At 59.4% G+C, this 13,847-nt stretch carries 12 protein-coding genes; 10 read left to right on the forward strand and 2 right to left on the reverse strand.

Annotated features, from left to right (window positions below):
• Positions 1–9: 9 nt before the first annotated feature.
• Positions 10–363, reverse strand: coding sequence for a hypothetical protein (locus DOCECA_RS09855; RefSeq protein ID WP_420763678.1), 354 nt, complete (start codon positions 361–363; stop codon positions 10–12).
• A 405-nt stretch (positions 364–768) separates the two neighbouring features.
• Here DOCECA_RS09855 and DOCECA_RS09860 point away from each other — a divergent pair, with 405 nt between their 5' ends.
• From DOCECA_RS09860 to DOCECA_RS09870, 3 genes are all read left to right on the forward strand, one after another.
• Positions 769–2,184: an acyclic terpene utilization AtuA family protein gene (locus DOCECA_RS09860; RefSeq protein WP_434606112.1), complete on the forward strand. Its 1,416-nt coding sequence runs from the start codon at positions 769–771 to the stop codon at positions 2,182–2,184.
• Entirely contained in the window at positions 2,181–2,489 is a 309-nt protein-coding gene (locus DOCECA_RS09865) for a DUF4387 domain-containing protein (RefSeq protein WP_420763680.1), read from the forward strand. The genes DOCECA_RS09860 and DOCECA_RS09865 overlap by 4 nt, the downstream gene beginning before the upstream one ends.
• Positions 2,490–2,564: 75 nt before the next feature.
• Positions 2,565–3,938: an MmgE/PrpD family protein gene (locus tag DOCECA_RS09870; protein WP_434606110.1), complete on the forward strand. Its 1,374-nt coding sequence runs from the start codon at positions 2,565–2,567 to the stop codon at positions 3,936–3,938.
• Positions 3,939–3,979: 41 nt separating this feature from the next.
• On the opposite strand, the gene DOCECA_RS09875 is transcribed toward DOCECA_RS09870, so the two are convergent.
• Positions 3,980–5,185 carry a citrate synthase gene (locus DOCECA_RS09875; protein ID WP_445571883.1) on the reverse strand — a complete coding sequence of 402 codons (1,206 nt, stop codon included), beginning with the start codon at positions 5,183–5,185 and terminating at the stop codon, positions 3,980–3,982.
• A gap of 259 nt (positions 5,186–5,444) precedes the next feature.
• Here DOCECA_RS09875 and DOCECA_RS09880 point away from each other — a divergent pair, with 259 nt between their 5' ends.
• The 7 genes from DOCECA_RS09880 (at position 5,445) to treS (ending at position 13,750) form a co-directional block, all read left to right on the forward strand.
• The gene (locus tag DOCECA_RS09880) at positions 5,445–6,734 is read left to right on the forward strand and encodes a CitMHS family transporter (protein WP_420763683.1); all 1,290 of its coding nucleotides are present in this window, start codon (positions 5,445–5,447) and stop codon (positions 6,732–6,734) included.
• 83 nt (positions 6,735–6,817) lie between these two features.
• Entirely contained in the window at positions 6,818–8,215 is a 1,398-nt protein-coding gene (locus DOCECA_RS09885; protein ID WP_434647807.1) for an OprD family outer membrane porin, read from the forward strand.
• Between the two features lie 30 nt (positions 8,216–8,245).
• Positions 8,246–8,911, forward strand: coding sequence for an NAD(P)-dependent oxidoreductase (locus DOCECA_RS09890; protein ID WP_445571884.1), 666 nt, complete (start codon positions 8,246–8,248; stop codon positions 8,909–8,911).
• Positions 8,848–9,273 (forward strand): NAD(P)-dependent oxidoreductase, encoded by a 426-nt coding sequence (locus tag DOCECA_RS09895; protein ID WP_445572158.1) that lies wholly within the window; start codon positions 8,848–8,850, stop codon positions 9,271–9,273. The genes DOCECA_RS09890 and DOCECA_RS09895 overlap by 64 nt, the downstream gene beginning before the upstream one ends.
• Entirely contained in the window at positions 9,270–10,253 is a 984-nt protein-coding gene (locus DOCECA_RS09900; RefSeq protein WP_434676413.1) for an alpha/beta hydrolase, read from the forward strand. Before DOCECA_RS09895 ends, DOCECA_RS09900 begins: the two co-directional genes overlap by 4 nt.
• The gene (locus tag DOCECA_RS09905) at positions 10,250–11,503 is read left to right on the forward strand and encodes a lipase family protein (protein ID WP_445571885.1); all 1,254 of its coding nucleotides are present in this window, start codon (positions 10,250–10,252) and stop codon (positions 11,501–11,503) included. The genes DOCECA_RS09900 and DOCECA_RS09905 overlap by 4 nt, the downstream gene beginning before the upstream one ends.
• A gap of 180 nt (positions 11,504–11,683) precedes the next feature.
• Positions 11,684–13,750: a maltose alpha-D-glucosyltransferase gene (treS, locus tag DOCECA_RS09910; RefSeq protein WP_434647797.1), complete on the forward strand. Its 2,067-nt coding sequence runs from the start codon at positions 11,684–11,686 to the stop codon at positions 13,748–13,750.
• The last annotated feature ends 97 nt before the right edge of the window (positions 13,751–13,847 follow it).

Consider the following 13,847-nt stretch of genomic DNA (forward strand, 5'->3'; position numbering starts at 1 on the left):
TGCGCCCACTCAAGGTAAGGGCTGTTCCTTGACCTTGGTTGAAACGACCGCGTCGTAACCGCCCGGGCTCTGCACTTCGTCGGAGACCCATAACCGCTCGCTGCGGCATTTGTATTTCACGCCTTTGCGCGGTGCCATGACTTGCGCGCTTTCAATACACATCTGTCTGGATGCATAGGTCGGCCCGGGGTTTCGCTCTTCCACACAGCCTTCCATGCCACTACAGATCCTCATGACAAGAAAATAGACAGTCATCATCCTAATGTTGCTCCAGCGAGCGATGCGGTTGGTTACGTCCTGTGTCAGCGCGGTTTTAGCGCCTGAACGCACAGCGATCATGCGGCGGATGATGAGCCCGCTCACAAATCTTCAGCAATGGGACATCAGTGCCATCTGTCGGAAAAATGGCGCTTCATATAAAAGTTTTTATAGGAAGGTTTTTGGTGACGGATTGTTGACGTCACGGAGGGCGTCATGTCGCGCTTTTTCCCGTCCCTTGAAGCGATGGCTGGGAAGAGCCACGGGCGGGACAAACGGCCGTTTTGAACGTGTTGCCATGTGCGCTTCGAGCGCCTTCGAACAGATATTTGTACTTGATTTTTTTCTTCATTAGTTATGCAGGATAAACACGATTAATCATTAAAAGTTATCTTGCGGTAGCCTTCCGAGAGCATTAATTCGCAGGGCTATATGGACAAAATCTGTCCACTTGTCAACGTAATTGCAGCCCCTATTATTGGCGCACTGAGTCGCCAAGAAGAGGGTGTCATGAAGCAGTTATTTGAAGGTTGTGTAAAAGTGATTGTCCCCTGTGGTTCATTGGGAGCGGGTGTACGAGAAGAAGAAATTGCTTATGGGCTGGCGGCGGGGGCCCAAGTAATTGCCACGGACGCGGGTTCAACCGACAGCGGCGCGGCTTATCTTGCCCTTGGCAAATCGAAGAATAACCGAGGCGCGGTCAAGCGCGACCTGACTATTCTGATGAAGGCCCAGGCCCAATCCGGCGTGCCGATTATTGTCGGGACTTCGGGGCAGGCGGGCGGCGATCTGAATCTTGATTGGACGCGTGATATTGCCTTGGAAATCGCCGGGGAGTTGGGTGTGTCACCAAAGATTGCGCTCATTTATTGTGAGCAAGACAAGCAAACCATTAAAAAGCTGAACGCTGAAGGTCGTATCAAACCATTGCCGCCCCACGCCGAGTTGGACGACGCGACAGTGGACGCCTGTGAGCACATTGTCGCTGCCCTAGGGGTTGAACCCTTCCTCGCCGCGCTGGATGCGGGCGCCGATATCATATTGGCCGGCCGTTCGACCGACACAGCCGTCATAGGCTGCTATCCCATTTGGAAAGGCGCGCCATGGGGGCCGTCCTGGCATGCCGGCAAGACAGGTGAATGCGGCGTGCAATGCGCCGTCAACCCGACGCTAGGGTCGGGGATCCTGCTCAGTGTTGACGCGAACGGCTTCGAAGTCGAGCCGTTGAGCCTGGACAACCAGTGCACGCCCCATAGCGTATCGGCCCATATGCTCTACGAAAACAGTGACCCGTTCCGGTTGTTGGAGCCCGGCGGAATCTTGAACGTGGCCCAGGCGCGCTACACCGATTTGAATGGGCGCGCTGTTCGGGTAGAAGGCTCGCAATGGGAGCCGATGCCTTACACCATGAAGTTGGAAGGCGCTGCCGCCGGTTTGTACCAAACCATCATGCTGGTGGGCATTCAGGACCCCGATGTGCTCAAGGACATCGATGGTTTTCATGACCGTTTGCTGGACGCGCTATATAAGAGAACACGTCAGTCGATTCCTGCTGAAGAGTTGGGCGAGTTTCATATTTCCCTGCGCATGTACGGGTGGAATGGCGTGACCGGTGTCAAACCCGCAGCCGGAACGTTACCGCCACCGGAAATAGGGATGTTGTTTGTCGCCACGGCTGCAACGCAGGAAATGGCCAATACCATTGCCCAGGCGTGTAATCCGTACTTCTTCCATTATCCAAGCGTGATGGGTAAGGAGTTGCCTTCCTATGGGTTTGCCTTTACACCGGCCGATATACCTCGCGGGCAAATATTCGAGTTCAAGTTGAATCACGTGGTGCAACTTGAGAATCCCCTTGAATTGGTTCGTTTGAAGTGGATTGATCTGTCGGACACCACAATAGCTGTGAAGGAACTTGCACAATGACTAAGTTGCGTGATGTATGCCGGCACGTCCGATCCAAACAAGCGGGGCCGTTCTGGGTTACGTTCGATATCTTTTTCAACGGACGCGAGAATTTCGAACGTTATTCCAATTGCGCGGCACTCTCGCCGGCTCAATTCGCAACGCTCTACGGCACCGACCCGGAACGGGTCAAGCGGATCCCGGTGCCGGATCTGGAAATGGTCAAGATCTCCTATCCCCGTGCGACGCCCCAGGGCGGAATGGTCGAGCGCGACATGCACGCCGGCCAGCAATACGTCCGTCTGCTTGACGTGATCGTCGACTGAGGCCGGGCGCCCGCTCGAGCCTTGATTTGTGTGCCTCATGGACGAGGACCGACCCCCTGTTTACCCGAGGTAACTATGACGGACCCGACCGTTGCGATGCGCCTTGCGCGATATGCCCATGAATTTCGTAGCCAACGCCTGCCCGAAGACATCATCAAACTGGTACGCCAGCGTTTCATCGACAGCCTGGCGTGCATACTGGGCGCCTACGGGAGTGACCCGGTCAAGGCTGCCCTCTGTTACGCCGCTGCAAACACGGCGCAATCATCCAGCGTATTCGGCACCAACCTCAGAACAACGACGGAAATCGCAGCTTTCGCCAACGGCTTGATGGTTCGTTTCCTGGACTACAACGATGGCTACATGGGCCTGGAGCCCGGCCATCCGAGCGATAACATCCCGGCCTGCCTGGCGGTGGCGCAAGCCGAAAACGCATCCGGGGCTGAGTTGGTCTCGGCCATCGTCCTGGCATATGAGATCCAAATGCGCTTGCAGGATGTGGCGAGCCTGAACAAGCGTGGCTGGGACCACGTGAACTACATCAACGTCGCGATGGCGGCGGCGGCTTCCAACTTGATGAAGCTGGACGTGGCGCAGACCGAGCAAGCGATCAACATCGCCCTGAGCGGGCATTTGGCGATGCGGCAAGTGCGCAGCGGGTCGTTGTCCGACTGGAAGGGCTGTTCCGCGGCCAATGCCGCTCGCAACGCGATTTTCGCAGCGCAACTGGCGCGCCATGGCATGACCGGGCCGTCGCCGATCTTCGAAGGCGAGATGGGCTTCTTCAAACAGATTAGCGGACCGTTCGACCTGGACATCAGTCGTTTCGGCACGCCCGGCAACGGCGACTACGCGATACGGCGCTCGCTGACCAAGACGTTTCCCACCAATGGCGAATTGCACACGGCCGTCTGGGCCGCGCTGGATATCCGCAAGCGGATTGACGGTGTGCAGGACATTGCCGCCATTTCAATCGAAACGTCTGAATTCAACCGTCGGGTCCTCGCCGATACCCCAGAGAAATGGCTGCCGAAAACCCGCGAAACGGCTGACCACAGCCTGCCTTACAACGTCGCCCGGGCCTTGCTCGATGGCGATATCACGGTCGGCTCGTACGCCGCAGAAAAGATCGCCGACCCCGCAGTGATTGCCTTGATGAAGAAAGTCAGCGTCGTCGAAGATCCGGCGCTCACCGCGCTGTTTCCGCGGCACCTTGCCAACCGTGTTTGCGTAACCCTGAAATGCGGCGAGCTGGTCGTGAGCGAGATGATCACCGGTCCCGGTTCGGTCGAAACGCCAATGACCGATAGCGACTTCGAGCGCAAGTTCCGGCGCATGGCGATGCCGCATCTCGATGCATCGGCACAGGCTGCGGTGCTTGGATTCGTGGCGGGGCTCGAGCATCAAACCGAGTTCGAGACATTGTTTGCGGCGATGGTTGCCTCCTAGGGTCGCCAGCGCCCCAATGGCATCGCCAACGAATGCCCCAATCAGCGGCGTCCGGTATCGGTCGCCGTTGGCAGCGTCCCGGTGTAGCGAGCGCGAGGGCGGCCCTCGTGGTGTTGGTTGTATTGCTCGCTGGCGTGGGCGATCCAGCCGATGGATCGACCTACGCCTCCCAATGAAATTTCCTGCCCGCGCAATCCCAGTTTCCTGCCGATGAAGCTCACCATGAGAATGAATTCCGGTGGGTACGCCACGAGCTCCGAGGCCACCGAGAAGGCTTTTTGCAGCTTGATGAACTCACTGTCGCCATCAAAGGCAGCCGTGAGCGCCGCCAAAAGATTGCTGGCACGCGGGTCGTTGATCGAGTGGACATTGGGACCGAACCCGACAATGTGTCCGTCCTGGTTGTAGCGCTGCAAGATCGGTCGCGTAGGGTCCACGGCGGTACAAATCTCTTCGATCATCCGACTGGCGGCTTCATTCCTGCCATAGGCGATTTTATGGCCCCGTGCGGCGGCGAGTGCAGCGATGACCGCGTAGTACGGAGTGGCGCCGGTGGTGGCGGCGACGCGGACGCTGTGGGTGGTGTGATCCAGCTCATGGTCGATACTGAGGATCAACAGGCGCCGGATCAGATCGGCGTGGGCCGGCGGGGCGCCGCACGACTGGGTGATGAACTCATGCAGGGGTTGCGTACTCGGTTCGGTCGCCCCCACGACCAACGCGGCAAACCACCTCACGACATCGGCGCCTGTACGGGCGTAGCTGTCCGGGGAAAGGTCGAACGCTTTGGGATTCTCTCGCTGGACCAAGGGGAAAAGCGCGATGGCTTTTTCCTGGGCAGACATGTGCTCGTAAATCTGCAACAGCTTGGCGCTGTCCTTCGGGGTGCGAGGCAGCGAATCGCCGAACGCCGAAGGCACCTGCCAGATCAACTCGGCCACCTCTTCGACGGTGGCCCGGTCCGCGAGCTCGACGACGTCATGGCCACGATAAAACAGCCCATCATCGGTGATCAGCGTAATCGCACTGTCCGAGGGCGATGGGCGCTTCGCCACGGGTTTCTCCGCCGCCGGGACCTTCACCAACCGCTGAATATCCTCGGCCCAATAGCGACGCTTGGGCGTCCCGGCGATTTTGATGGAGCGGATATTCTTGCGACTGACGTAGGCGTACAACGTCGGCAGGCTGATCCGGAGCAGGGCGGCTGCCTCGTCTGCCGAGAGGTAAAGGCCTTCTTGTTCTGGCATGACGGGCCCACTCGGGTGATTGGAAGTCGTACATGTTTATTAGATATGCAGTCAGGTCGTCAATGTGTATTGGTGGATAAATTTCAACACGTGTTTTTTAGACGACCGATGGCGGGATGGGCCCGATTAAGCCGGGATGTTGACGAAAAAAATCAAGATTTACAGCGTTTCAGCCCCTATGTAGATTTCGGCTGCGCAAGAGTTGTTCACATTGATTTTTCGATGCATCGATAACAATAAAAACGAAAAGGTGAAACGCATGGCTTGGTTAGGTTTCGCAATGGTCGTCACGTTTATGGCCTTGATCATAAGCAAACGACTTTCTGCTGTGACGGCACTCATCCTTATTCCGGTTGCCTTCGGGCTGGCCAGTGGGGCAGGACCGGAACTGGGCGCGATGGTGATGAACGGCGTCAAGCAAGTTGCGCCCACCGCGTTGATGCTGATGTTTGCAATCCTGTATTTCGCGATCATGTTCGACGCCGGGCTCTTCGAACCCGCCGTGAGGAAAATCCTGCGCCATGTAGGAAATGATCCTCTTAAAGTCGTACTGGGCACTGCGTTGCTGGCCACCGTCATCTCCTTCGACGGCGATGGCGCAACGACTGTGCTGATCGTCACGACGGCGTTCCTGCCGCTTTACCTGCGGCTGGGGATGAACCCGCTGATCCTGGCATTGATGCTTTTGCTGACGAACACCGTGGTCAATCTGATTCCCTGGGGAGGACCGATCGCCCGCGCCGCCAGCGCCCTTCACCTTGATGTGGCAGAAATGTTCCTGGGGCTGGTGCCGGCGATGCTGGTGGGGCTTGCCTATGCGTTTGCCGTGGCGTTCTGGATAGGCCGAAAGGAGCGGCGCCGCTTGGGATGGACGCCCGGCACCCAGGACGCCGCACCGCAGGAGGTCGCTTTGCCGACCGTACACGCCGAAACCCATCGGCCGAAACTCTTCTGGGTCAACCTGGTGCTTACCGCGGGGCTCATGTACTCCATGGCCACAGGGCTGGCACCCTTGCCGTTGCTGATGATGGTGGGTTTTTCCCTGGCGCTGCTGATCAACTATCCACGCTTGGCGGAGCAGAAGGCTAGAGTCGCGGCTCACTCGGAAAGTGTGCTGATGGTCATCGCGCTGATATTTGCCTCAGGTGCGTTCACCGGCATCTTGTCCGGCACCGGGATGGTTGATGCCATGTCAGGGAAGATCGTCCAGCTGATTCCCGACGGCGGTGGCCAATACTTCAGCATCATTACTGCGCTGGTGGCCTTGCCGCTCAATTTCCTGCTGTCCAATGACGCGTTTTTCTTCGGCATCTTACCGGTGCTGGGGGCCGCGGCTGCCGAATATGGCATCGACCCGATGCATATCGCTCGCGCGTCGGTGCTGGGGCAGCCGGTGCATGCATTGAGCCCATTGGTTGCAGCGGTCTATCTCATCAGTGGAATCATCAAGCGCGACATGGGCGACATGCAACGCTATTGCCTGCTCTGGGCGATCGGCAGCAGCGTTGTCCTGATTGTAACGGCAGTTATTACCCGGGCGATTTATTAATTAATTAGTTCGCTGCGCCGAAGTTCAAAGGACGCCAGTTCGCGTCTGCTCACGTCAAAATAAAAATAATAGAGAGGTGGTCGATGAAATCGATTAACGCCGTCGCTATGACGTTCCTGTCGACATTGTTAATGTCTGAAGTTTGCCTTTCGGCAACCATCAGTGATCCTGACAGGTTCCAGCATGAAGGGAAGTTGAATGCTTATCTTCGTTCGGTCTATATCAATACGCGTATCGCCAACGATTTGATCGAAGATCGCTTTGGCGGTTTTCCGGACGGTGCCGAGCTGGGTGGCACAGGCGTCGGTGCGATCCTGGATTACAACTCCAGTTATTGGGCCGGGGTTGTAGGGATTGATGCCTCTTTGTATGGCGTGGCAATGATCGATTCAAAAGACAATGGCCGGGACCTGTTCGACGATACTGACGGCACCAACGGTGGATTTGCCAAAGTTGGACAGAGTTATTTCAAGTTGCGTTACGAGGGCAACGGCTGGAATGCCGATTCCCAAGTAGGTCGGGGGCGGTTCGACGCCGGAACGTTGGTCACGCTGGACACTCGGATCGTGCCCGGCTCCTACCAGGGAGGCCGCGCCCATTTGAACTTCACCGAGATGGGGATCGGTCCGCTTCCTGGCACGTTGGGGTTCGAAACCGCCTACATCAACCGCACCTCGCCTCGGGACAGGGAAGACTTCGAGCACCTGCTGAGCCAGACGGGCGAGGAAATCAAGGATCTGTATACCTACGGCATCAATTACGACTTGAAAGCTGTCGAGCTGGGTTACGCCCACGGGGTGGCGCGGGACTTCAATGAAAACACCCGTTATGGGCTGACATTAAAAGCGCCGCTGGGCGACAAAGCCGGTGTGGTATTGGACACCCAATATTATGAGTTCCAGAAAGCTGGGCGAATCTGGGAGCGTGACTGGGAGGCGGGTGAGGCGGCTTACGATGATGACGCGACATGGTTGAATATCAACCTGGGTTTATTGCTCGATAAACTTCGCCTGGGTCTTTCTTTTTCCGAGACCCAGGCAAAGTTGAGCAACGGGCAACTGGGTTATGCCTACTTCGACCACGGCGATAATGTTGACGGCCGGATGGATGCCTGGACACGCTCCGGCAATGATTTCAATAACGACGGTGAGCGAACCTGGCAGATTGGCGCCGAATATGACTTGAGCGGGCATTCTTTATTGGGCGCTTCGCTGGATGGTTTCAAGGTCATGACTATTTATAAACAAGGTGAGTTTGACGCGACCGACCCGTTCAGCGGTCGACGCACCGACGTGACCGAGCGACAAAATGAATATCGCCTCTACTATCGCTTTGACGAAAAAGAATACGCAGGACTTTCCGTGGGCCTGATTTATATCAACTACCGGATTAACCAGGACTTCGTCGCACTGGTTTCCGCTCAACCCGATAACGTGGTGAGCGGTTCGGAAGCGCGGGTCTATCTGGACTACGCATTTTAGAAGTTCAACCGCTCTATCGAGAGGCTCGAGATGTCTACACCTCGTCATAAAATAGTGGTCACACAGCGATTCTTCGATGCCATGGCGACCGACTTCCTGGAGAGCCGCGGCTGTGATGTAGTCGTCGCCGACCTGGCGCCCGGGCAAGCGGACGGCGACCTGAGTGAACAGCAACTGACCGACATCTTGAAGGACGCTGATGGCTGGATCGTCGGGCACGCGACTATCACGTCCAGCCTGTTGGGCTCGCTCCCGCGCTTGCAGGTCATCGCCCGTCGCGGTGTGGGTTACGAACGGGTTGATACGGCGGCGGTGGTAGCGGCGGGGAAGGTCGCGACCATAGCGATCGGCGGCAACGACGCAAGCGTCGCCGACCACACCGTGGCATTGATGCTCGCTGTGTGCCGCCAACTCAAACGCTGCCAATCGGGATTGTCCGCAGGGGATTGGTCGATCCCCCTGGGCGGCGATTTGTACCGCAAGACGGTGGGCGTCGTCGGGATGGGGCGGATCGGCCAGGGCGTTCTGCAGCGCTTGTCCGGGTTTGAAGTAACACCGTTGATTTTTACCCCTGATCCTCACAAACACAGCTCGACGGTATCGCCCACGGTAAATTCGTTGGTCTGGAAACGCTGCTCGAGGAAAGCGATTTCGTCACCCTTCATGCGCCTCTCAATCCTCAAACCCAAGGGTTGATCGACGAGCACGCATTGAGACTGATGAAGGGGTCCTCGGTATTGATCAACACCGCGAGGGGCGGGTTGGTGCGCGATGCGGATCTGCTCTGCGCGCTGCGGGAGAACCGGTTGGCAGGGGCGGGGCTCGATGTCTTCGAAAGCGAGTCTGACCCCACGCTTTTACCTGTGACCGAACGATTGATCCAACTGCCGAACGTGGTCGTGACGCCCCACGTCGGGGCCTCCACGGTCGAGGGGCTCAATCGCACCAACCTGATTGCCGCCCAGTGCGCGGTGGCCGTCCTGCAAGGGCGCAGCCCGCCCAGCCATTGCGTCATCGCGGACGGACGACGACCCGCCGGCACGCAGGTGTGGCCATGAGTCGTAGCGAAAACCCGTCGCCGGAGTCACGCCCGCCGGTTCATCCCGACTTGCTCGCGGTGGCGACGTCGCTGCGCCAACAGGGCCTGCTTCCGATCGTCCAGGGCGATGTGCAGAGCGTCCGGGGCCAGTTGGAGCGGATCAATGCGTGGGCGGCGCACCGCAGCGTGCCCCTGAGCTACGAGCGCACGCTGGGCTTTTGCGTCAACGGCCGAACGGTTCCCTGCAAGCTTTATTGGCCGGAGGGCGATGAGACGCCTTGCTTGATGTTCTACTGCCATGGCGGCGGATTTCGCCATGGTTCGCTGGCCGGCTGGGACGCGCCGCTGCGTCAGTTGGTTCGCGACAGTGGCCTGGCGGTGCTCTCCATCGACTACGCGTTGTCGCCGGAGCATCGCTTTCCCGTGGCGTTCAACGAGGTGGTAGCGATCGTCAGCCGTGTCATCAAGCTCGGGGCAATCACCGACTGCCCGGTGCGCGGCTATGCCCTGGGCGGCGATTCGGCGGGCGCGAACCTGGCCCTGGGCGCGGCCATTGCGCTGCGTGACGCGGGGATCGATGCGCTGCGCCAGCTGTTGCTGTTCTACGGCAGCTACTCGCGGGACATGACCTCCAACTCGTGGCAACGGTTGGGCGGATACGCAGGGCAGAATCTGTCGGTCGAAACCATGAGCGCCTATTGGGCCAGCTATCTGGCCGATGATGAGGACGATTGGCGGGTGCAGCCAATCACGGCTGACCTGACGGACCTGCCGCCGACGCGATTGGTCGTTGGCGAGCTGGACCCGCTGCTGGATGAGAACCGAGCTTTGGCACAGCGGCTGAAGAACGCAGGCGTGACGGCGAGCCTGCAAGTCCTGGCGAACATGACCCACGGTTTTATCCGTTTCAACGAAGTGGCGCCCATCGCGCGCAACGTACTCGCTGCTCAGGGCAACGCGTTGCGCAAGGCGCTTTCCAACCAGGCGAACCTCCCATGAATGTTTTCCGAATCGCGGCCTTTGCATGGGCCTGCGTCGCGGCATCCGTTGGCATGGCCGCCGGTACGCTGCCTGTCGGGCCCGTTGCCGGGGATGTGCAGTTGTCGGCGTTTTATCGCTGGCCTGAGGCAATGCCCGAATCGCCGGGTACGCTGCTGCGAAACGAGCGCATGCCAGTGCAGGCACTAATGCCTGCCGCCGCGCAGGCGATACGCCTGCTCTACAGTTCGGTTGACGAACGCTGGCATTCCGGCCTCGTTCCGGTCAGCGGCGCGTTATACCTGCCGGCGGGCAATCCCCCCGCCGAAGGCTGGCCGCTGCTGGCCTGGGCCCACGGTACGCAGGGGATCGCCGATGCGTGCGCGCCCTCCTGGACCGGGCTGCGCGACCGTGACGCGGCGTACATCAATCGTTGGCTGGCGCGAGGGTTCGCGGTGGTCGTGACTGACTACCAAGGACTGGGCGGGCCGGGGCCGCATCCCTATACATTCTGGCAAGCCGAGGGACGTTCCGTTCTCGACTCGATTCGCGCTGCCCGCGCCATCAGACCAGGGCTGATCGCCCCTCGCACGTTCCTCGCCGGGCAATCCCAGGGCGGCGGGGCGGCGTTGGGCGCGGCGATACTTGCAACAACCTACGCACCCGAACTGCCTATCCTGGGGGCGATACTCACGGCGCCGAACAGCACGTTTCCCCAAGGCCCCATTGCGCTGCCGCCACGCCAATCCAACACCGTGTTCCTGGTCCTGGCGTCCGGTGGCCTGCGCGAAGACGGACCGCCAATCGAAACCATCCTGACCGCCAAGGGCCTCCAATTGCTGGACGTCGCCCGGCAGGGCTGTACCCGTGACATTGCGCTCAAATCCAAGGCGTTGCGGATCGGTTCGTTTGCAGAGCTGTTGACAATCACCCCCGAGGCATTGAACGCAGCGCGCATCCCGTCCACCGACATGCCGCAGGCTTCGATTGCGTTTGCGTTGTTCATCGCCACCGGCCAGGCAGATCAGACGATCACGCCAGAGCGGCAGTACGCGGTCGCGGCGGCGTTGTGCGCCGCCGGCAACCCCGTCACTTGGCGCACCTATGAAGGCCTGGGGCATGACGGGGTGTTGCACGGTTCGCTGGAAGATGCCTTCGCATTCGTCAGGGCCCGACTCGATGGGCAGGGCGATGGTTCGAATTGCGCCACCTTGCAAAGACCTGGTCCGCCGGGGGAGAGAGACGAAGGAGCGCTGTTCAACGACGACTGAGTGCTGAATAGACCTATGTGGCGAGGGAAGTTGCTCCCTCTCCACGGTTTTGGCGGGTTTGCCATCTCGCGAACCGTCCCAATGCAACGATTGCCAGGCCACGGCCTCATATGAGTCATAAGCGGCGCCCTGGATACCAGGCGCCGGGCCAATTTTTCCTTATGACGGGTGATTGTTTTCATGACGATGGCTGAGAAAAACCATGTCGACTGGCTGGTGGAGCAATCGATGCTCAAGGCGGCGAGGCAGCGGGCCAAGCTTTACTCGGGACAAGGGCGCCTGTGGCAACAGCCCTTCGCACACACCCGGCCCCGTGACGCCTGCGCGCTATCCTCCGTTTGGTTCACCGCGTACCCGGCCTCCATCGTCACCCGGGAAGATGGCACGGTGCTCGAAGCGCTGGGGGATGAAACCTTGTGGCATGCGCTGTCGAAGATCGGCATCCAGGGCATCCACAACGGCCCCTTGAAAAGGTCCGGAGGCCTGCACGGCACTGAATTTACGCCGACGATCGACGGCAACTTCGACCGCATCAGCTTCGACATCGACCCGGAACTGGGCACCGAGGCCCAGTTGCAGGCATTGACACGCATGGCCGCTGCCCACAATGCCGTGGTCATCGACGACGTCATCCCGTCCCACACCGGCAAGGGCGCGGATTTCCGCCTGGCGGAGATGGCCTACGACGACTATCCAGGCCTCTACCACATGGTGGAGATCCGCGAGGAAGACTGGCCGCTGTTGCCTGAAGTCGAGGAGGGGCGCGACGCGCAGAATCTCACCGCGCAGCAGGTGGACGCCCTGCGCGACAAGCACTACATCGTCGGCCAGTTGCAGCGGGTGATCTTCTTCGAACCCGGCGTCAAGGAAACCGACTGGAGCGCAACCCCCGTCGTCATGGGTGTGGATGGCAAGCCGCGGCGTTGGGTCTACCTGCATTACTTCAAGGAAGGGCAGCCGTCGCTGAACTGGCTTGATCCAAGCTTTGCCGCGCAACAGATGATCATTGGCGATGCGCTGCACGCCATCGATTGCATGGGGGCGAAGATCCTGCGCCTGGACGCCAACGGTTTCCTGGGCGTCGAGCGCAAGCTCGATGGCACTGCATGGTCCGAGAGCCACCCGCTGTCGATCACCGGTAACCAGCTGCTCGGCGGTGCGATTCGCAAGGCAGGGGGTTTCAGTTTCCAGGAATTGAACCTGACGTTGGATGACATCGCCGCCATGTCCCACGGCGGGGCGGACCTGTCCTATGACTTCATCACGCGACCGGCCTACCAGCATGCCTTGCTGATGGGCGATACCGAATTCCTGCGCTTGATGCTGCGCCAGATGCACGCCTTTGGCATCGATCCGGGGTCGCTGATCCACGCGCTGCAAAACCACGACGAATTGACCCTTGAGCTGGTGCACTTCTGGACGCTGCACGCCCATGACACCTACCTCTACCAAGGCCAGACGTTTCCCGGCAACATCTTGCGCGAGCACATTCGCGAGCAGATGTATGAGCGCCTGTCCGGTGAACATGCGCCTTACAACTTGAGGTTCGTGACCAACGGCGTGTCCTGCACCACGGCCAGCATCATCACCGCCGCGCTGGGCATCCGCGACCTCGATGCCATCACCGCCGCCGATATCCAGCAGATTCGCCAGGTGCATCTACTGCTGGTGATGTTCAACGCCATGCAGCCGGGCGTGTTCGCCTTGTCAGGCTGGGATCTGGTGGGGGCATTGCCGTTGCCGGCGGAGCAGGTCGAGCATTTGATGCGCGACGGCGACACGCGCTGGATCCATCGCGGCGCCTACGACCTTGTAGACCTCAACCCGCAAGCGCCGATGTCTGCCGGGCAAATGCCCCGCGCCAGGACGTTGTATGGCAGCCTGCCGAGCCAATTGAAGGATCCGGATTCGTTCGCCTCGCAACTGCGCAGAATCCTGGCCGCGCGCCGGGCCTACGACATCGCCGCGAGTCGCCAGATATTGATTCCGGACGTTGAGCATCCAGGGTTGCTGATCATGGTCCATGAACTGCCGGCCGGCAAAGGCACGCAGATCACCGCGCTGAATTTCGGCTCGACGCCCATCACTGAAACCCTCCATCTGCCAGATATCGCGCCGGGACCGGTGGTGGACATCATCAATGAGCGAGTCGAAGGGGATCTCACGTCGGAAGGCGAGTTCACCATTACCTTGGACGCGTTCGAGGGGCTGGCGTTGCGGGTGGTGAGCAGTTCGCCGATGATCTGAGGCAGTCGAAGTCTTTGATCTGTGAGGAAGATTGAAAAGATAAATATCAATATGCCACTATTGTTAATGCCGCAGCTGCCGATATGAGCAGCATCGA

The sequence above is a fragment of the Pseudomonas sp. E102 genome (assembly GCF_052660185.1).

What these genes read in the sequence shown, in the direction of transcription:
- DOCECA_RS09860 (WP_434606112.1), top strand. Translation starts at nt 769, where the DNA reads ATGAAGCAGTTATTTGAAGGTTGTGTAAAAGTGATTGTCCCCTGTGGT.
- DOCECA_RS09865 (WP_420763680.1), top strand. Translation starts at nt 2,181, where the DNA reads ATGACTAAGTTGCGTGATGTATGCCGGCACGTCCGATCCAAACAAGCG.
- DOCECA_RS09870 (WP_434606110.1), top strand. Translation starts at nt 2,565, where the DNA reads ATGACGGACCCGACCGTTGCGATGCGCCTTGCGCGATATGCCCATGAA.
- DOCECA_RS09875 (WP_445571883.1), bottom strand. Translation starts at nt 5,185, where the DNA reads ATGCCAGAACAAGAAGGCCTTTACCTCTCGGCAGACGAGGCAGCCGCC.
- DOCECA_RS09880 (WP_420763683.1), top strand. Translation starts at nt 5,445, where the DNA reads ATGGCTTGGTTAGGTTTCGCAATGGTCGTCACGTTTATGGCCTTGATC.
- DOCECA_RS09885 (WP_434647807.1), top strand. Translation starts at nt 6,818, where the DNA reads ATGAAATCGATTAACGCCGTCGCTATGACGTTCCTGTCGACATTGTTA.
- DOCECA_RS09890 (WP_445571884.1), top strand. Translation starts at nt 8,246, where the DNA reads ATGTCTACACCTCGTCATAAAATAGTGGTCACACAGCGATTCTTCGAT.
- DOCECA_RS09900 (WP_434676413.1), top strand. Translation starts at nt 9,270, where the DNA reads ATGAGTCGTAGCGAAAACCCGTCGCCGGAGTCACGCCCGCCGGTTCAT.
- DOCECA_RS09905 (WP_445571885.1), top strand. Translation starts at nt 10,250, where the DNA reads ATGAATGTTTTCCGAATCGCGGCCTTTGCATGGGCCTGCGTCGCGGCA.
- treS (WP_434647797.1), top strand. Translation starts at nt 11,684, where the DNA reads ATGACGATGGCTGAGAAAAACCATGTCGACTGGCTGGTGGAGCAATCG.